General features: G+C 53.5%; 18 protein-coding genes. 9 read left to right on the top strand and 9 right to left on the bottom strand.

The window, feature by feature from the left end; translation table 11 throughout:
• Positions 1-120 precede the first annotated feature (120 nt).
• The 5 genes from QN359_RS10045 (at position 121) to QN359_RS10025 (ending at position 5,732) form a co-directional block, all read left to right on the top strand.
• Positions 121-774 (top strand): hypothetical protein, encoded by a 654-nt coding sequence (locus QN359_RS10045; RefSeq protein WP_322249160.1) that lies wholly within the window; start codon positions 121-123, stop codon positions 772-774.
• A 75-nt stretch (positions 775-849) separates the two neighbouring features.
• Positions 850-1,476, top strand: coding sequence for a hypothetical protein (locus tag QN359_RS10040; RefSeq protein ID WP_322249161.1), 627 nt, complete (start codon positions 850-852; stop codon positions 1,474-1,476).
• A 79-nt stretch (positions 1,477-1,555) separates the two neighbouring features.
• Entirely contained in the window at positions 1,556-4,459 is a 2,904-nt protein-coding gene (locus QN359_RS10035) for a hypothetical protein (RefSeq protein WP_322249162.1), read from the top strand.
• On the top strand, positions 4,456-5,055 hold the full coding sequence (locus tag QN359_RS10030) for a phage tail protein (RefSeq protein ID WP_323493577.1): 600 nt from the start codon (positions 4,456-4,458) through the stop codon (positions 5,053-5,055). The genes QN359_RS10035 and QN359_RS10030 overlap by 4 nt, the downstream gene beginning before the upstream one ends.
• The gene (locus QN359_RS10025) at positions 5,055-5,732 is read left to right on the top strand and encodes a lytic enzyme (RefSeq protein ID WP_322249164.1); all 678 of its coding nucleotides are present in this window, start codon (positions 5,055-5,057) and stop codon (positions 5,730-5,732) included. The genes QN359_RS10030 and QN359_RS10025 overlap by 1 nt, the downstream gene beginning before the upstream one ends.
• A gap of 42 nt (positions 5,733-5,774) precedes the next feature.
• Here QN359_RS10025 and QN359_RS10020 read toward each other — a convergent pair whose 3' ends face one another.
• Positions 5,775-6,209, bottom strand: coding sequence for a hypothetical protein (locus QN359_RS10020; protein WP_322249165.1), 435 nt, complete (start codon positions 6,207-6,209; stop codon positions 5,775-5,777).
• The gene (locus QN359_RS10015; RefSeq protein ID WP_322249166.1) at positions 6,206-9,535 is read right to left on the bottom strand and encodes a winged helix-turn-helix domain-containing protein; all 3,330 of its coding nucleotides are present in this window, start codon (positions 9,533-9,535) and stop codon (positions 6,206-6,208) included. The genes QN359_RS10020 and QN359_RS10015 overlap by 4 nt, the downstream gene beginning before the upstream one ends.
• Before the next feature lie 216 nt (positions 9,536-9,751).
• Here QN359_RS10015 and QN359_RS10010 point away from each other — a divergent pair, with 216 nt between their 5' ends.
• Positions 9,752-10,570, top strand: coding sequence for a hypothetical protein (locus QN359_RS10010; RefSeq protein ID WP_322249167.1), 819 nt, complete (start codon positions 9,752-9,754; stop codon positions 10,568-10,570).
• Between the two features lie 17 nt (positions 10,571-10,587).
• On the opposite strand, the gene QN359_RS10005 is transcribed toward QN359_RS10010, so the two are convergent.
• Together QN359_RS10005 and QN359_RS10000 are read right to left on the bottom strand one after the other, a co-directional pair.
• Complete coding sequence (locus tag QN359_RS10005; protein ID WP_322249168.1) at positions 10,588-11,205, bottom strand: DsbA family protein; 618 nt, start codon at positions 11,203-11,205, stop codon at positions 10,588-10,590.
• Between the two features lie 43 nt (positions 11,206-11,248).
• Positions 11,249-12,115: an MBL fold metallo-hydrolase gene (locus QN359_RS10000; RefSeq protein ID WP_322249169.1), complete on the bottom strand. Its 867-nt coding sequence runs from the start codon at positions 12,113-12,115 to the stop codon at positions 11,249-11,251.
• A gap of 125 nt (positions 12,116-12,240) precedes the next feature.
• Between QN359_RS10000 and QN359_RS09995 the strand changes: the two genes are divergently transcribed.
• From QN359_RS09995 to QN359_RS09985, 3 genes are all read left to right on the top strand, one after another.
• Positions 12,241-13,131, top strand: coding sequence for a LysR family transcriptional regulator (locus tag QN359_RS09995; protein WP_322249170.1), 891 nt, complete (start codon positions 12,241-12,243; stop codon positions 13,129-13,131).
• Between the two features lie 100 nt (positions 13,132-13,231).
• Positions 13,232-13,483 (top strand): type II toxin-antitoxin system HicA family toxin, encoded by a 252-nt coding sequence (locus QN359_RS09990; protein WP_322249171.1) that lies wholly within the window; start codon positions 13,232-13,234, stop codon positions 13,481-13,483.
• Between the two features lie 286 nt (positions 13,484-13,769).
• Positions 13,770-14,108 (top strand): type II toxin-antitoxin system HicB family antitoxin, encoded by a 339-nt coding sequence (locus QN359_RS09985; RefSeq protein ID WP_322249172.1) that lies wholly within the window; start codon positions 13,770-13,772, stop codon positions 14,106-14,108.
• 75 nt (positions 14,109-14,183) lie between these two features.
• On the opposite strand, the gene QN359_RS09980 is transcribed toward QN359_RS09985, so the two are convergent.
• The 5 genes from QN359_RS09980 to QN359_RS09960 all read right to left on the bottom strand — a co-directional run bounded on the left by QN359_RS09980 (position 14,184) and on the right by QN359_RS09960 (position 17,997).
• Positions 14,184-14,864 (bottom strand): type 1 glutamine amidotransferase domain-containing protein, encoded by a 681-nt coding sequence (locus QN359_RS09980; protein WP_322249173.1) that lies wholly within the window; start codon positions 14,862-14,864, stop codon positions 14,184-14,186.
• Between the two features lie 215 nt (positions 14,865-15,079).
• On the bottom strand, positions 15,080-15,292 hold the full coding sequence (locus QN359_RS09975) for a hypothetical protein (protein WP_322249174.1): 213 nt from the start codon (positions 15,290-15,292) through the stop codon (positions 15,080-15,082).
• Positions 15,292-15,537, bottom strand: coding sequence for a type II toxin-antitoxin system prevent-host-death family antitoxin (locus tag QN359_RS09970; protein ID WP_322249175.1), 246 nt, complete (start codon positions 15,535-15,537; stop codon positions 15,292-15,294). The genes QN359_RS09975 and QN359_RS09970 overlap by 1 nt, the downstream gene beginning before the upstream one ends.
• Before the next feature lie 254 nt (positions 15,538-15,791).
• Positions 15,792-16,733, bottom strand: a complete 942-nt coding sequence (locus QN359_RS09965; RefSeq protein ID WP_322249176.1) for a PfkB family carbohydrate kinase — start codon at positions 16,731-16,733, stop codon at positions 15,792-15,794.
• Positions 16,734-16,827: 94 nt separating this feature from the next.
• Complete coding sequence (locus tag QN359_RS09960) at positions 16,828-17,997, bottom strand: ROK family transcriptional regulator (protein WP_322249177.1); 1,170 nt, start codon at positions 17,995-17,997, stop codon at positions 16,828-16,830.
• Positions 17,998-18,080: the final 83 nt, after the last annotated feature.

Below are 18,080 nucleotides of genomic sequence, written 5' to 3'. Positions count from 1 at the left end.
TTCATACTCCACGCAACACATAGCCAGGATGTAACCTCTTGTTACGGTAACGATACTTCACCTCCTTAGCTCGAACAATTACAGTGAGTGTCTGGAAATACCAACGCAGAGAGAAACCGAATGAACATCAAACTCACTTACGTCAATCGCGCAGACATGGCGAGCCAAGATGTGCCGACCTTGTTGATCTTCCAAAAGCAAAACGCCGGCGACCAAGACAGCGCCTTGGTATGGAAAGTCATTCGTCATTGTCGGCATACGCATTTTCACCCCATGGTATTTTCTACCGACCGCCAGCTCAGCCTCGGCGATGATTTCGGTAACTATTCAGCGCTCATTCCGGTAGCCAATGGCAAAGAATTTAAAGTCGCACTCAGCGGCAGCAAACCACAGTTGCACGCCGTGAGCAGTAGCGACACCCCGGCCGGCGTGAGCATGCTCAACCACATGAGCGCCAACAGTTTCAAGGCTTGCCTGTTCGTGCAAGGCCAATTATTAGCCATGCGACCAGCGGTCACGCCCGGCGCAGAAGATGAATTTCTACTCGAAAATACCCTCTGGGCCGTGATCGACCATCGCGACCCCAGCAGCGAAGCCGTTGGCCCGCGTTGGCCCGGGAAAAAACGTCCGATACGGCCCGGCGATCCGGTATCCATTGCCCTACTCGACAGCGCCATCCCGATTCCCTTGGCCGGCGTTGCCAGTGCCAATCTTATTTTGTATGGCAGCCCGGCGAATCTGACACTCAAATTGGAAAATATTGTTTTGGTGTAAAGCTTGTCGTTTCATTGTAGTCGCAGCAAACCCAACGCGTTTTGCGTTGTTCCCCCACCCCTAAAAGGAACTTTCATGAGTGCTATTAAACTGACCTTTCGTAATAATTCGCAAGACGTTAAAAATACCGATGTCGTCATGTTCCAAAAAAATACCGGTGCCTCCGTCAATGACGATGTGATCGCTTGGAAAGTCATCAAAAACTGTGGCGTAGGCGATTTCAATCCTTTCGATTACCCAATGACGCAGCAAGTCAGCGTCGTCGATGCATGGGGCAACTATTCGCCACTGCAAGATGCCAACAATGGCGATGTCTTCAGCGTCACCAATGCCAACGGTAAAACCGGCACGATCCTGAGTAAAACCCGCGAAACCGGTGACTTGAACATGATCACGGTGCGCAACGACCTCACCACCGGTTCCATCGACATCGTCGTCTACAAGGATGACCGTCAGATCGCGCAAAAAACCGGCGTTTCTCCTGGTGACGAATCGGTCTTCGAACTCTTGCCAAAACTGTTCATCGGTACTTGCAGCGATATCGAAGAAAGCGATGTCATGGATTCGGATACGGTACAAAGCTGCCTGACTCAGCTTGATCTCTTGGGCCTCAAAACTGCCGATATTAAAATGACCGGCGGCGGCACAGGGACTACCGCAACCGCTTTCGTGTTTGCGTTGGATAAACAGAAATTCAACTGATAGACGGACTATCCGGCGCAGCGGATTTGCTGCGCCGTTTACATAGAAATCAGTGTTGCTCAAGATGGGACGGTATAGTATGGATTTACTTACGCAGGAATTTCACGCTCCAGCCAATGGCTTACGCATTGCCGTCACTCTCAATCAGGAACGCAGCGCGATTCGCCGGATCCACATTTCCAGCAAAAAAGATTTAAGTTGCAAATTCCACTTGCAGAACGACAGCGAGCGTCTCGATAGTACGCGCATTCAGTATGTCTCCCAACGCGGTTATCATATAGACGGCAGTTTGAGCTTGGAAGCCTCCGAAGAAGTGCTTGGTGGCATGCAAATTCGCGCCACGCTGCGCTACGGCCACAGCAATGAAATCCAGCACCTCAATGGCAAAGTCATACACCAGTTCCCCCCTTCCAGCACGGAACCCGTATTAGATCCAGATAAGGAAGCCGGTACCACCGTCCCGCAGGATGACACGCCATGGTCCGACGAACCCAGTCTCGCGCCGACCAATTCGGATTCCACCATACCGACACCAACAGGCCGTACCGAAGATTTATTCCCATATATTTTTTTACGCAAATGGTCGCAGCCGACTGCGGCGGCATTGGCACTGGCCTTTGTACAATTTCCCGCAGCCAGCAGTAAAGCCGTGTTTTTCGCCGCCTTGAGCGCGCAGCCGGGGCTAACGCGCGAACAAATGCACAGCGAAGCCTTATTATTTTGTGCTGGCAGCGATCAATACAGCGAACTCTATGTAGCCGATTGCAGCCAATTGCACGGCATGATCTTACGGCTGCCAAGCGTGGCCCGGGCGATTGCCGCAGCTCATGCGACGCCGACGGAATTAATGGGCAGCATTCCCGCGCTGCTCTATCTGCAAGCATCCGAAATGAACGGCGCACTCAATGCCACAGATTACTTAAGCAATATCGAAAGAGTTTGGCAAAGCTATTTCGCCCAACTGATACTCGATAGCGACGAGACCGAACTGCTGTTCAACTATACCCAGTTACTGTTGACCGATCACCTCTTGCGCGCCTTGTTTGCACCGGCGGCGGCCCTCTGCACAGCCGATTTTTTCAGCCTGCGCAAGGCTGCCATCTTACTGCCCAGCGCACTGTTTCCCTTACCGCCAGCCACGCCGATCAGCCCCACTGACAAAGCCGCCATGCGTGTGTGTGCGATCGGCGAATTGAAAATGGTGCGCCAGGTATTGCTGCGTTACGAAGCCGGCGAACTGGCACAACTGGAAAACATCATGCCCGGCGAACGGCGCGAAACACGACGCAGTTCCGCCAGCGGCCAGCAGCATTCCGACACGAGCCAACAGCACACTACCGAGCTCAATGATGAGCAGGCCGAAGAGGCTAGAAACAGTTTGAGCAAACAAGCACAGCAAGCCATCGCCGAGCAAATTTCGGTCAACAAATATACCGATTTTGATACCAGCTACGGGCCACCGACGCAAGTTAAACTCAATGGCTCCTGGACCGAATGGAGTAAGCAAGGAAAAAACCCCGGCAGCGACGAAGAAACCGAATTTGCCCGAAATATCCTGGAAAAAAGCGTTTCACGGGTCACTCGCAATGTGCGCCAAGTCCGTGCCAGCGGCAGCTATGTGCGCACCGAAGACAGCGTGACAAGTACGGTAGACAACAGCACGAGCACCAACAAATTACTCTGTGCCTTTCGCTGGCTGAACAAAATATTCCGTGCCAGCGTGGTCGGCCATGGCCATCGTTTGATGATAGAAATCATGCTCACACAACCGGCCGCAAGCTTACGACAACGACAGCTGCGCGATCAAACCGACAACTTTGACATGCCGGTTTCTCTGGCCGGAAATGGCATCAACAGTTTTGCTCAAATAAGCCCGGACAACTATGCGCGCTTGGCCGCAGCATATGGCGCAACGGATGTTATGCCGCCGCCGGCGGCGCAAAAGTACCTGTCTGCCACCCTGTGTAATGGCGAACGGAAATCTTTACGCGTGCCAGCCGGGTATTGTGTCAATCAAGTATTTTTGACCTATGTGAGCGAAGCGGCCGACGCGAACAGCCCGACCATCTTGATAGGTCGTGAGAAATTCCAAGCGAGTGACGACCCGACCAAAACCCGCACCTTCGGTGAAGACGATACGATCGCCTTATGCGTGCTGGCTCATGCTGCCACGCCAGCAGTTCCGGCACCAGCGCCAGCAGCCGCTCCGGCAGTCGCGCCATCATCCGTGCCGGCACCGAGCGCCGATGATCCGGCGCTCGCGCCCGTTGCAGTGCCGGAGCAGATGCCGGGTGCACCAATCGAAGTGCTGGCCAATGTTATCATCGCATGCGAACCCAGCCCGGCGCTGTTCGATGCATGGCGCATTCAAACCTATGAAACCTTGTTGCGCGGGTATCAACAGCAACTCGAACAAGTGCGCCGCGCGCCCAAAGTGGCACCGCCCAACACGCGCAAACAAATTCGCCAGCAGTTGCGTCAAGCTTGCACACGCTTGCTGTCACAACGCGCTGCCGCGCTCTGCGTACCTGCCGCTGGCGCCAATGACGCGCCCGCCAGCGCCAATCTGATCGATCCATGGGAAATACAATTCATCGCTGAACTGTTCGAATGGCATCAAATGAGTGCACATTTTTATGCCGTCTCCGATACCGTTACCCTACAAGAATTAAGCAGCTGCGACGACAGCGCCTGGGCCGAATTTTTACACGCCGATATGGCACGTATTCTCTTGCCGGTCGTGCCGGCACAAGAAGCCGTACTGCTGTACTACTTATCGAGCGGACAGCGCTGGCAAGGCCAAGCGGAACTGGCACCGGTGGATAGCGTCAATGCCGCACTAGTGTTGGAACTGAAACGCATGCAAGCAGCTGGGCCGACACACCCGGCACACGCAGACTGGGAAATTATCGTTCCCACCACGATGCAAATTCAAGATACCGATTTCAGCGTCAGCCCGGCCCCCATGGCGAGCCGGACATGATGCCGCGCGGATTATCCCACCGCCCTCATTGGCCAACCCCGCTGCCAACGCCGCAAGTATTTGGCAACATTTTGCCGGTAGGTGCCATCATCGCCTTTGCCGGCCAACTCGGCACGTCGGCCAACAGCAATCTGGAAGCCTCCGGTTGGATGCTGTGCGATGGCCGCAGCCTGGCGATCTCGATGTACCAAGAGTTATACGCCTACCTCGGTTTTCAGTATGGTGGTAGCGACGAAGCGTTTCTCATTCCCGACTTGCGCGGTTATTTCCTGCGCGGTGCCGACCCCGACGCCAAAATCGACCAAGATGCCGCGCATCGCCAGCCGCTGGGCAGTGGGAAACCAAGCGATGTCGGTTCGCTGCAAAGCGATGCATTGCAAAACCACGTCCATCTGGCCGCGCCAGGCGGCGTGCCGGTGCCGACCTCCGGCCCGCCGCTGGCCTCAGCGATCGCGCCGATTGCACCGACTGCAGCAGTAGACAGTGGCACCACGTCGGCCGATAGCGTGCACATCAGTGCGCACGAAACCCGGCCTAAAAACATTTCCGTTCATTATGTGATTCGTTTCACCAACCGCTTGCACCATCCGACTTGATGCACGCCGCACTTGTGATGAAAGAACATACCATGACTATCGTGATCGATCCCAAACGTATCCTCCGCTATGCCAACCGGCCCAGGCCCAGCTATGTCAGCAGCTTGGCCCAAGCCCAGGCAATGTATGATCGCTACGGCATCTCAGCCAATGCCCTGCGAGCGGCGCACTTCACCGCGCAAATCATGTATGAATCTCAAGCCTTGAGAGCCGAGCAAGAAAATCTCAACTACTCGGCCAATCGCCTCGCCGCCGTTTGGCCCAGCCGTTTCCAACCACGCGGCCCGCTCAACCCGGCCGACTACGCGCATCAGCCGCAAGCACTGGCAGACTACGTCTACGGCAATAAGAACGGCAATACCGAAGCCGATGACGGTTACCGCTTTCGCGGTCGCGGCCTGCTACAACTCACCTTCAAGAGCAACTACGCCGCTGCTACACGCGCTTTGCAAAAACTCAAGCCGATGGCACCCGACCTGTGTCTGAACCCCGATGCGGTCACCGAGCCAGACTGGGCTTTGGCGGTCGCCGCCGCAGTATGGGAAGCCAAGGGGTGCAACGGCTATGCCGACCACGACAATATCAATAAGGTCACACGCGCCATCAATGGCGGCGAAAACGGACTGGCGGAGCGGAAAATTTGGCTGCGGATGATGAAGCAGCTCTTCGGCGTGTGAAGCTGCTGTCGTGACGACAGCAGGTGCAAGTGATCAGTGCGACTAACGCGTAGTGTTATCGCCTTGAAGATCCGGATCGTTCCCGACCTGCGGATCAAAATTGATATTCATCGGATGGTCGTAGTGAATACTGGCTTCATCTTTGTCTTTGAATTCCAAGGTCACATGTATCTGTTCCACCACCGAATTTTTATCACTGAAAGTAATCATCTTGCGATCAACCGAAATACTTGGGTGGCTAAATTGTGGAGCAAGGTAAGGTTTTTTCTTGCTCATTCCATGAAACACAATATTTTCCGGTGTTTCAGGAATGATTTGATAATTGATGATCGTATCGGTATGAATAACCGAAATCGACGCAGGGACGCAGGTGACTTGATACTGTCGATGATCACCCGCATTTCCTTTCCCCTCAGGCACAGGTATCACCGTCACTTGAATGTTAATAAAATCGGGTATGGCGAATGCTGGTCTCATAGTTTTTCCCTTATCTTCAGTTGTGAAATAGAACGGATGTATGCAAATTCGTGATAGCCCATTCTGGCTAATTCAGCGATCGCATTTGGAACGGCCTTGCTCTGCCCCAGACAAAGTTGTGCTCGCACCCAGGGATCAAGAATTCTGAAATCTGCCTTACCGGGCGCATCCACACCAATCAAAGCTTCCACCTTTTGACACGCCACTCTCGCAGCAGCGGTGTCACCTGCAGCAGCAGCAATTTCCGACGCAAGCAACAGCGCGTTGACGAAAGCCACGCGAGCATGAAAATCGGATTGATTCTTTGTATAAAGCATCTCAAGGACACGTAAGGATACGTCAATTTGATGCTTTGCATCATCAAAATGATGAATATCTAACAAGATCACCGCAGTATTCCTATGTGCTGTCGCCTCTAAGCGTAATAATAAGGATTTCGTGGGATCAAGACGCGCCATAGAACTGAGCTCTCGCGTCACGTGCTCCAACTCTGGTAAGAGCTTGGACGCGCCGCCTCGATACCCGAGAATTTGTAACTCTCGCAATTGCGCAGAGAGTCGATTCGACTGCCACACCCGATTACTCGGTTCCCTCTCAAGAATCGCCGTCAGTATCTTCTGCGATTGACGGTAATCGGCCAAGGCACTGTTTTCCTGCCCGAGCGCCAGCGCCAAATCGGCCCGGTGCTGCAAGGCTCGCGATACCCGATTCGACCACAAGGCATCGCCGGGCGCGGCATCTGAAAGTTTTTTAGTGATGTGCAACTCGCGCTCATACATTTGCAGCGCCTCGCTCAATTCCCCGATCGCCTCCTTGCTCGATCCCAACCACGATAAACTATCAGCCAATTCGGCAGCCACGACGCGCTGCTCCGGTTCACGCAGCAACGCGCGGGTTTTCAAATCGACCGAGAGCAAGAATTCTTTGGCCGCCGCCTGCGGATTGCCGCGTTTCAAGGCCAAGGTACCGAGATTATTGTGTGCATACGATTGCTCTATCCACACCGCGACATTGCCGGGGTCAAGGCTGGACAAGCGATCGCTGTAAACTTGGTATTGTTTGAAAAAGCCTTCGGCACCCACCCAATCACTTTGGTCCAAACAAATTTGTCCCTGCCAGAAGGCATTGACACCGAGTTGTTTGAGTATCGTCTTATTATTGTGTGCAGCATCGAGCTGCGCCAGCAGTATGGCTCGGGAATTTTTCAGGGCATGGAGAGCCAACTGCGGATTGCCGCGCGCAATATTAACTTCGGCAATCACTTCCAAGGCCTTGGCGCGCTGGGTCTGTGAAATCGAATTCGACACTTCCTGGTCAGACAGCGACAAATATTCGAGCGCTTTGGCACTGATACTGTCGAGCAAATCCAAGCGTCCCAGCGGGCGCAACTTATCGGCGAAATCGCCGAGCATGAATTCCATCAATCCTTCCGCTTCATGGCGGCGCTGCTGCGCTGTTTGTTTCGCGGCAATGGCGCTGAGTCCCAAACCAATCGCCAACACCGTCAAGCTCAACAAGGCAATCAATACCAGCAAGCGCCGTCGTTCGCGCCATCTGGCCTTGGCATTGGAAGCATGAATGTAGCCGATCTCCAGCTGCGAGAGCGAAAAACTGCCGAGCTTGAGCAAAGCCCGCGCCTCATGCAATTGCTTTCCGTGCGGCAATAGTAAATCGGGCGAGTGCTTTTCTTTGAACCATCGCGATGCCGATAAGGCGACACGGCTGCGTACCCGCAGCGCCTCTCGATGCTCAGCAATCCACGCGGTCACCCGTGCCCAGCGCCGCAGCAAGGCTTCATGCGCCACACCAAAGCCAGCCTCTTGGCCGACCAGTTCGCTGACAAACAGCCGGGCCTCAACAAAGGCGGTAACGAGCTCGCGTTCTGCGACAGAATGCAAGGCAGACCATGGCACCCGCACACTCGTCACGATTTCTTCATTTTCACTCAAGGCGACCAGCAAGGACAAAATCCGCGGCAACAGTCCTCGCTGCAGCTCACTCAGCGTGCTGAGCACTTCATCGGCGCGTCGGCCCAGCGCGCCTTCGACTCCGCCGAGTTGGTGAAACGCCGCAAAACTCAGCTCGTCCTGATCCGACCGTAAACGATATAATTCTTGCAATGTATATTGCAATAATGGCAGTGCATCAGGCCGTCCAAGCGCACTCGCGCACAGCACATCATCAAGGCGAGCCTGGGTGTGCGCATCGACGGCAAAACGCAAATTGGCCGCTTGCGCCGGCAAGCGAATAATTTGTGCGATATCTGCGTTCGTCGGTGGAGTCAGATCAAAATGTGCGCCGTGTGCCTTGCCAGCCATTAAGAACGGACACTCGGCGATGTACGGATAAAAATCATTCCTACAAGCAACAATCAACAACACCGCATTGCTGCGCGCAAAAGCATCCAGCACCGCAATGAAGTCCCCGCGTGCAGCCACCGACACATGGGGAGAAGTAAATACCGCTTCGTAACGATCGACAAATAATGCCAAGCGTCGATACGGCGGCGCTAGGGCTTGCGTGAGCAAGGTGTTTTGCAAGTGAGCAATAACTGACATGACATCGTCGGCCAAACGCTGCCCTAGAGAAATACTACTGGCACCGGCAAACACATCCGTGCCGGCAATTTGCCAATCGATCAAGGCACTGCCCAAAGCAGTCAATAATGGCTGATCACCGGTATCAGCCAGATCAAGCATCGTCACCGAGACCAATTGCAGCGACGCTTGAGGCCCCTGCCCATGCATTAATTTGGGCAACAGCCCGGCCCGTATCAACGAGGTTTTACCAGATCCGCTCGGGCCAAGCACCACGGTAAGCGCTTGCGGGCGTCTGACACTGGCTTTCACTGTTTGCAATAATTGCTCAATAGCATTATCACGCCCAAAAAAAACCTCCGCATACTCTTCCACGAATGCTTGCAAACCACGAAACGGTGATTTCCCTGCCCAATTTTCCTGCCGACCGACCGCGACCGCTCGCACCGTAGCGACGATGCGGTAGCCGCGTTTGCGTATCGTTTCTATATAAACCGGTGCCTTGGCATCATCACCCAAGACATGGCGCAATTGGGCGATCACTTTGTGCACCGGATTGTCACCGAATAAAGTTGTGCCCCAACACAATTGCAATAACTCTTCCGCACTGACCACCATAGCGGCCCGCTCGCACAACACCACCAGCACATCCATCGCACGCGGCTCGATTTGGCGACTGATTTCCTCGCGTAAAACCGTCTTGCTTGACGGACTGACCAAGCAATCCGCCAGGTAAAAAGCACCTTGCTCGAAGTAACTACGCTTATTGAGAGCAGACAAAACCGGCATAGTCAATTCACGATCATAAAATAAACTGTTTATAAACAATTACTTATCAACCGGAAGGTAAGCGGAAGGTCAATCTGTGCGAGACGGCCTAGAGTTTATCTTGTGTCATGCAAATACGTCTAGCAATTATTTGCCAAACAGAAACATATTCAGCGCCAATAAGATTGGCAATTTACCCATGTAAGGTCTCAGGAGAGAATCATTAACTCATCAGTGATGTATACGCCAGGGCTCGCAGCCAGCCTGCCCCAAGCCCCGCTCAACCATGCCATCGAAGGAACAGCCGGCATTGATGGACTCGAAATTCGCGCCGCCTTGGCCCAAGTGCTGGACAGTGCACCCTTTGTCAAATCGAGACGGATGTGCCTGTTGCTGCGGTTTTTAATCGAAAAGCAACTTGCCAATGCAATCCGCGATATCACCGAATACAGCATAGGCATCGAAGTGTTTGAGCGCGATCCGGCCTCTTACAATACGGGTGAAGATCCTATCGTACGTGTCCAAATCGGCCGACTGCGTGAAAAACTCAAAGCGTTTTACGCCACGATGGGCCACAACGTCAACCTGCACATCACCATTCCCTTAGGACATTACATGCCCGTAATTCGACGCTCCGCGGTGAGAGTCGCCGAGATCAAGCATCGCCACCGACTAGCGGCATTTCCCCTAAAATACCTTTCCGACAACAGCGCCGGGGTCTGCTTTACCGAAGGCTTGAGCGAAGAATTGTCGCACCAACTGTTCCGCGAATTCGGCGACAAAATCGTCTCGCACACATTCGCCCGCCAGTACAACATCCATGAAGGAGACATGGCAGACGCCGGCCTGCAAGCAGGGGTCAGCCACTTTCTGGAAGGCAGCATCCGCGTCGAGGGCCATTTCATCAGAACATCGTTTCGGATGCTCGACGCCAAAGCTGGTTGCATCGCTTGGTCGATACAATGCGACCATCAAGCGGCGTTTTCGATACACTTGCAGGAAGCCGTGGCAAGTTCCGTCTGTGCCTCCTTAGAACAGTATTTTGCCGGCAGATAGCAATGTCAGCCCAATGTTCATTTGGCCCGCTGGCCCCACAAGATTTCCGGATCGGCCAAACGGCTGCCGGTATGATCACTGATGATGATTTGCGGGACGCCAGTCATACCGTAGCTACGTATCAACGCTTGTGAATGTTGCATGCGTGCATAATTGACCGAATTCAGCTCTGCATCAGCTTGTGCCAGACGTTCAGCCGCCGCAACACAAGCGATCTCGTTCAACAGTACCGTCACCACTCGCAAGTCCGTGATGTCCAATCCACGGACATAGCGCGCCAGTTGAAAATGCTTCAAGGCTGCCAGTTCATACTGCGGTGCCGTCAGAGAAACCGCCGTCAGTGCCAATGTCGCGCAAGCCGAATCGAAACGACTGCCATGTTGACCCAGCACTTGGCTGCGATATGCTTGACTGAAAACTTGGCCGGTTTTCTCAGCAATGCGCAAGTCATGCGACCAAGCGATTTCGGCAAAGCCAGCATCCATAATGCGCCCGCCAGCCCCAGCGAATAAGCCGGTAGGCGACAACTGTACGAGAAAACCCGCTTGTTGCGCCAAACGTTCAATGGCGGGTGCGGCACCGTAACACCAGCCGCATAAGGGATCAAACAAATAAGTCAGCGTGCTTAACATCATGTCATTTCCCAATTTTTTGCGTCAAAATAGATGGCGGCAAGCACTACCATTTCATTTCGCCTGTATTGACCTTGGCACCAATTTCCAAGGACATGGTACCAGTACCGAGCTGTGGATAAGCTTGTTGCATGGCCTTGATCAAGCCGGTGCTATCTTTATTCGCAGCGAGATTTTTTTCAAAGCTTTGCAGATAATCCTTGGTGAAAGTGATCGCACTGGCATCGGTTTTCGTTCCGGCCGCCATGTGACCCGGCACCACGATCTCCGGCTTGAGGGCCGCCATCTCATCGAGTTGCGCGATCCAAGCAGCGCGCTCGGCGACAGTTTGCGTGTCTGCCGTCCATACGTGGGCATTGCCGACCACAGCGATATTACCGGCGATGGTTTTGATAGCGGGAATCCAAACATACGGGCGATGCGCCAAGATGCCGCTGGTGCCGCGAATTTCTATGGTTTGCCCCTCGAGCTGGAGAAAGGGCGCCGACAAGGCACGTGGCAGCACCGGTGCATGCGGTGCATTGGTAGCCATTTTCGGCCCCCAAAAGGCCAGCTTAGCCTGCATCTTGGCGGCCAGCTTTTCCAATACAGCCGGCGTCGTCACCACATCGGCCTGGGGGAAAATCACTTTTAAGATTTCCGCCCCAAAGTAATAGTCGGGGTCAGCCTGACTGATGTAGATGGTGCGCAATTGCTTGCCGCTATCGAGCACCTTGGCGGCAATACGTAGCGCATCGGCACGCGTGAAGCCGCTGTCGATCACGATGGCTTCGGTTTCGCCATACACCAACGTGGCATTGACGTTGAAACTACCGGCATCGGCAGTATAAACTTGCACAGTCAACGGTGCAGCAGCCAGACTGGCGTGCGAAGCAAGGGCCAGCGAGGCCGCGAAAAGTGTGGTGCGTAGCATATGATCAATTCCTATCAGCTCGTTAGAAGGGAACGCCTTGCAGCGTTGAATCAGACTATAGTTGCTTTAATCGAACAGATAAATGGCATAATCTGCCGATCACTGTTTCTTAAATCGAGCAAATCATGGATAGACTGACAGCCATGCAAGTATTTACTGAAGTTGCGCAAAGTGGAAGCTTCAGCGCAACCGCCGATAAACTCGACATGTCGCGTGCCATGGTGACACGCTATGTCGGCGAACTCGAGCGCTGGCTCGATGCGCGTTTGTTACAACGCACCACGCGCAGCGTCACGCTCACGGATGCCGGTGAAAACTGTCTGCGCCGCAGCCAGCAAATGTTAGCCTTGATGCAGCACGTCGAAGAGGAAACCTGTAGTCGCGATGCCGCCTTGCGCGGACAATTACGCATCACTTGCAGTGTTTCTTTGGCCTATGCCCAGATAGCGGCGGCAATCGTAGAATTTCTGCAACTCTATCCGCAACTCAAAATTGATCTGAATGCCAGCGAAGGCGCGCTTAGTCTGGTCGAAGCGCGTATCGATCTGGCCATCCGCATCAGCGCCACGCCCGACCCCAACTTGATCGGTCGGCTGCTGGCACCATGCACCTCGGTGTTAGTTGCGGCACCGGCCTATCTGGCACAGCATGGTCACCCGGCGATGCCGGCCGATCTGCCGGCGCACCGCTGCCTGTGCTATGCCAACTTCGGTCAAAGCGTGTGGAAACTGCAGCGTGGCGAAGAACAAATGGAAGTCGCGGTGGCCAGCAATTTCAGCGCCAACGAAGCCACCGCCTTGTTACGCGCGGCTTTGGCCGGCGGTGGTATCGCGCTGCAGCCGACCTACCTGGCCAATCCGCACCTGCTTGATGGCAGTTTGCAAGTTGTGCTGCCCGATTGGAACTTGCCAGACATGGGTATCTATGCGCTCTATCCATCACGCAAACATTTATCGCCGGCCGTCAGAGCGCTGCTTGATTTTCTGGTTCAGCGCTTTGCTACGGCAGCGTGGTAGTGGTGGGCACGGGAGGAATAGGCTGGAATACGGTCGGCAGCATCACGGCTTGATTCTGCAATCAATCAGCAGTATCATTATATAGTATCATTCAGCAGTCATGAATAGCAAACACTTGAGTACCCTCGCTGATATTTTCACCGATCCGGTCAGCGCTGCACTTGAATGGCGCAAGATTGAAGCCTTGTTCATAGCTTGTGGCGCAATCACCGTCGAAGGAAATGGTTCACGGGTTCGGTTTGAATTAAATGACGTTGTCGCTACTTTTCATCGCCCGCACCCGGAAAAAGAGGCGAAACGCTATCAAGTACGCGATGCCAGAGAATTTCTTTTGACATCCTCCCCGCCCTAAAGAGGCTGTCGCAAAAGGGTTTTCAGTCGGTATCATTACCCCGACTGGTGGCCGCGTCGTTCCTGCGTGCTTTTGGCAGGAATCCAGCGACGTTCGTGGTTAACTGAAAATGCCAGAAATTGTGGCATTTTCAGTGTAAAAAACGACACTAGGTTCCCGCCAAAAGCACGCGGGAATGACGAGGTGTACGGTGTTTCAGATGTAAAAAAGCGTCCATTAGGCTTTTGCGACAGCCTCTGAACGACGGGGTTTTACGCGCAAATCCGATAAAGGCAGGAGTGAGCATATGAACATCATGATGCACAAAGGCTATTTAGCCAAGATTGACTACTCGGACGAGGATGCGCTCTTCACCGGCCGACTCGCAGGCATTGATGACGTCATCGGTTTTCACGGCCAATCTGTGAGCGAACTGCGCGCCGCCATGGCTGTAGCAGTCGAAGACTACCTTACCACATGCAAAAAACTAGGCAGAAAGCCACAAAAAACCTACTCTGGAAAATTTCTGGTACGCATAGAACCGGCAGTTCACGCGCGTGCGGCCATCGCCGCTCAAGCTGAAGGAAAAAGCCTCAACGCTTGGATCGGTGAGGCAATTATATACAAACAATCGGCAGTTGCATAAATCGATGAGCTGATCGCTGCAACCGCAGCCCCGCGCTTCTCAAGCAAAGAAGCACGGGAGTGCTGACATCTCTACTCAGCTCAGTTGCTGCAACAATAAGGCTGCCGCGGCCGCTGAGGAACCCGGGTTTTGTCCGGTGATCAACAAGCCATCGATGAGGACATAGGAAGCCCAATCCGGGCCTTGGGAATAGATGCCACCCTTGGCCTTAAGCATATCTTCGACCAGAAACGGCACGATGTCGGTCAGCTCGACGGCCGCTTCTTCGGTATTGGTAAAGCCCGTCACTTTTTTACCTTCAACCAAAGGACGACCGGCCGCTGTTTTGACGTCGCGCAGTACCCCAGGTGCATGGCAAACCAGTGCTACCGGCTTGTTGGCGGCGATGACAGACTCAATCAGTGCGATCGAATGCTGGTCGGCCACCAAATCCCACAAAGGACCGTGACCACCTGGGTAAAAGACTGCATCGAAATCGGCTTGCGACAACGAGTCCAAGCGCACCGTCGCCGCCAATTGCGCATTGGCCTGTGAATCGGCAGTGAAGCGCTTGGTTTGTTCGGTTTGAAAGTCTGGCTCATCGCTCTTAGGATCGAGCGGCGGTTGTCCACCGAGCGGTGACGCCAACACGACTTCCACGCCGGCATCTTTAAAAACGTAATACGGTGCGGCCAACTCTTCCAGCCAAAAACCAGTTTTACGACCGGTGTTGCCAAGTTCACTATGCGAAGTCAATACCATCAATACTTTTTTCATTTTCTTGCTCCTGAATAAAATTGTTCATAACAAGTAGTAGACCAGTCGTCTAACCTGCATGCGTAAAAGAATACTCCAATACACTGGCTGTGTCTCCCACTCCGTGTGAAGAAACAGTGAAGAATTGGCGACGCAGATGCTGTTGTACACGGCGTCAGCGTTGATACTATATCCAATATTAGACCGGTCGTCTAGTAAATTATGAAGAATGTGCTTCAGAAATGTATTCGCTCATCGGGTAAGCTGAAGATCAGCCTCCTGCTTGCGAGCGTGTACACGATCGTTTCACGCAGCAAATAAGCGCTTGGCACCACCACATTGGCCTTAGCGATCACCGCCAATACCTGATTGGCATAAACTTGATCGCCAGTTGAACCATCACCGAACAACCAGCGCATCGTCACCGAATTATCGAGAACGAAACGCATCAGTCGCGGCCTTGCTCAATCAGTGCTTTCGTGTCGATTCCTAACAATGGCGGATACGATGCCATTAATTTTTGCATTTGAGCAACCCCCGCTGCGACTTCATTTTTTTGCGCTGCTTCTACTGGAATCAAGTCAGCGACTGCCTCGCCGCGCAGTGTGATCGTATACCGCTGACCCAACTGCACGGCACGCAATAATTCGGGTAATTTTGTTTTCGCTTCGTAAGACCCAATTTCGATATGCATGATCTTTCTCCTGCCTCACAACTTTTTTCAGTGCAAAAACGACACTAGGCTCCCGCCAAAAGCACGCGGGAATGACGAGGTATACGGTGTTTCAGGTGTAAAAAAGCGTCCATCAGGCTTTTGCTACAGCCTCTGAAGGCCGGGGCTTCAAACCCTAGTCAGATTTTTTATGATAATAAACCAATATATAGACCAGTCTTTACATGTCAAGGAATGTGCGACTGAGATCTCAAGAATAGCCCGGCGATCACACTTCAGCGCGCTAAAAACGCCGCCACTTCCGCGCTGTCAGGCGGATTACAGCCAGCGCGCATGACGTTCAAACTCGCAGTGGCAATGGCAAAGCGCAAGGCATTTTCCAGCGCAGTCTGATTGAGCGTAGACAAACCCGCTACCGACAAGTGCCCAGCACCCTGCAAACTCGCAGCCAAGCCAGCCCAAAAGCTGTCGCCGGCACCGACCGTATCGACCACGCTAACACCGGCCGGTATTCCCTGCGCCACATGCTCAGTGCGCGAGAGCAGAATGCCGCCATGCTCACCCAAGGTCAGAGCAATCAATTTGATGTTGGAATCAAGAAACAGCGTGCGTGCAGCATCGATCGGTTCGGCATGCTGCAAGCCCAGATGGCGCAAATCTTCATCGCTGACCTTGACCATATCCGCCAGCGCTAACATTTTCCGTACTCCGGCAGCATAGGCAGTCAGATCAGGGCACACCATAGGACGCATATTGGCATCGATAGAGATAATCGCACCGGCTTTGCCGGCAGCGCGGACAATCTGCAGCGTTTTTTCAATTTCGTCCGGCACCAAGGTCAAACCACCGGTGTGTAACAGTGTCATCGCCGACGGCAAGGCCGCACAGGCTTGCTCTGCCGTGATATCGCGGTCAGCCACGGCAGCGCGGTGAAATGCATAGGTCGGTAGTTTCTGCTCATTGAGCGTGACCACCGCGATCGAGGTCGGCTGCAGACTACGGGTCGGGCTCGCCAAGCTGACACCGGCACCACGCAAATGATGGGTAAAACGATCGCCGAAGGTATCGATGGAAAAAGGGTTGAGATAGGTGACGGCCATGCCTTGACGGGCCACAGCCAAAGTAAAATTACACACCGAACCACCGAGGATAGCGGCAAAGCGGCCATCTTCTTGTTCTATCATATCAACCAGTGCTTCACCAAAAGTGACTATCATTTTCTTCTCCAGATATGGTACCGCCACCGGTCTGTCGATCTGCTTGCCCGCACAGGCAAGCGAGCATCAAAACATCAGAGCACAGGTGGCACGATTAAGTATTAGGGGTATTTTTTAAAAACAAATCGCGGTCAGGTCCGAAATTGGCATACAAAGGAAGTAAGGCCGCACCGATGGCATGGGCGTCCGGCCCGATGGTACCGGCCAGAATAAGCGGACGTAACACTCCTTCCCAACGGTACAAATCCAAAGACTTTTCTACTTCACAAAGCAGCTTTTCCAATAACAGACGGTCCAGCGAACCATCGATCACGATACTTTCCAAATCCAAAAAACACACCGAACTGATGATGGCAAACGCGATGGCACGCGCGGCGTCATCGAGCCAAGCACCGGTGTGCGTCAGCCACGGTTCCTGTAATGCTCGTTCATCATACGAGGCACTCTGGTCCAAGCCGGAGGCGGCATATAATTGTTCCAAATTAAACAGCGACGCAGCACTGAGCAACTGCTCCGGTGCCGTGCGCGTATCGGCATGCGAAATCGCCAACGGTAAGGAACCGACCGCGCCGGCATTGCCATGCAAACCGCCATGCAAATGACTGTTGAGCACGAGCGCACCACCGATAAAGGTATCGACAAATAAGTAAAAGAAACTTTTGATACTGCGTCCACGCCCGGAAACCAACTCTGCCACGCAGGCGGCCGCCGTGTCTTTGGCAAACTCTACCGGCAACTCGGTCATGGCTTCAATGCGCGACAAGATATCGATCTGGTCCCACTTATTATTTTGCTGCGGCGTGATGTCCAGCAATTTTTGCCAGCCTCCCAGCGCCAACGGAGCGGCAATACCTATGCCTGAAAGACGCGGCAATTGCGTTGGCCCCAGCCGCGCGCACATGGTATTGAGTTGCACTTCTATATCTTTAAACAAGGTATCGGGATCGGGAAACGGGTACGACCACGAAGAACGCTCGCGCGCTTGACCGACAAAATCAACCAATAACAAATCCAAACCACGCCGACCTATCTTGATACCAATAGAAAACGCGCCATCGGGATTAAGCACGATGGGAACCGAAGGCTGGCCGACTTTGCCACGGATCGGTGTCTGCTTGAGCACAAAACCTTCGTCGAGCAGACGGTTAATGATCAGCGAGACGGTTTGCGTACTCAGATTAGTCAAGCGCGCCAAATCAGCCTTAGGCATACTGCCGCGGGTGCGAATCGCCTGAAGAACAATGCGTTCATTGAATTGACTCATTCCGACCTGGTTGGAACCTCGTGGGCGCAACCATTTTATTTCATCGGATTGAGCATCTGTCGGGTCGGTCATGACGTCTTGCA

Source organism: Undibacterium sp. 5I2, from assembly GCF_035019605.1.
Taxonomy (GTDB): Bacteria; Pseudomonadota; Gammaproteobacteria; order Burkholderiales; family Burkholderiaceae_D; genus Undibacterium.
Note: the sequence above shows the minus strand (reverse complement) of the source record. Positions and strands in the feature narration are given on the sequence as shown.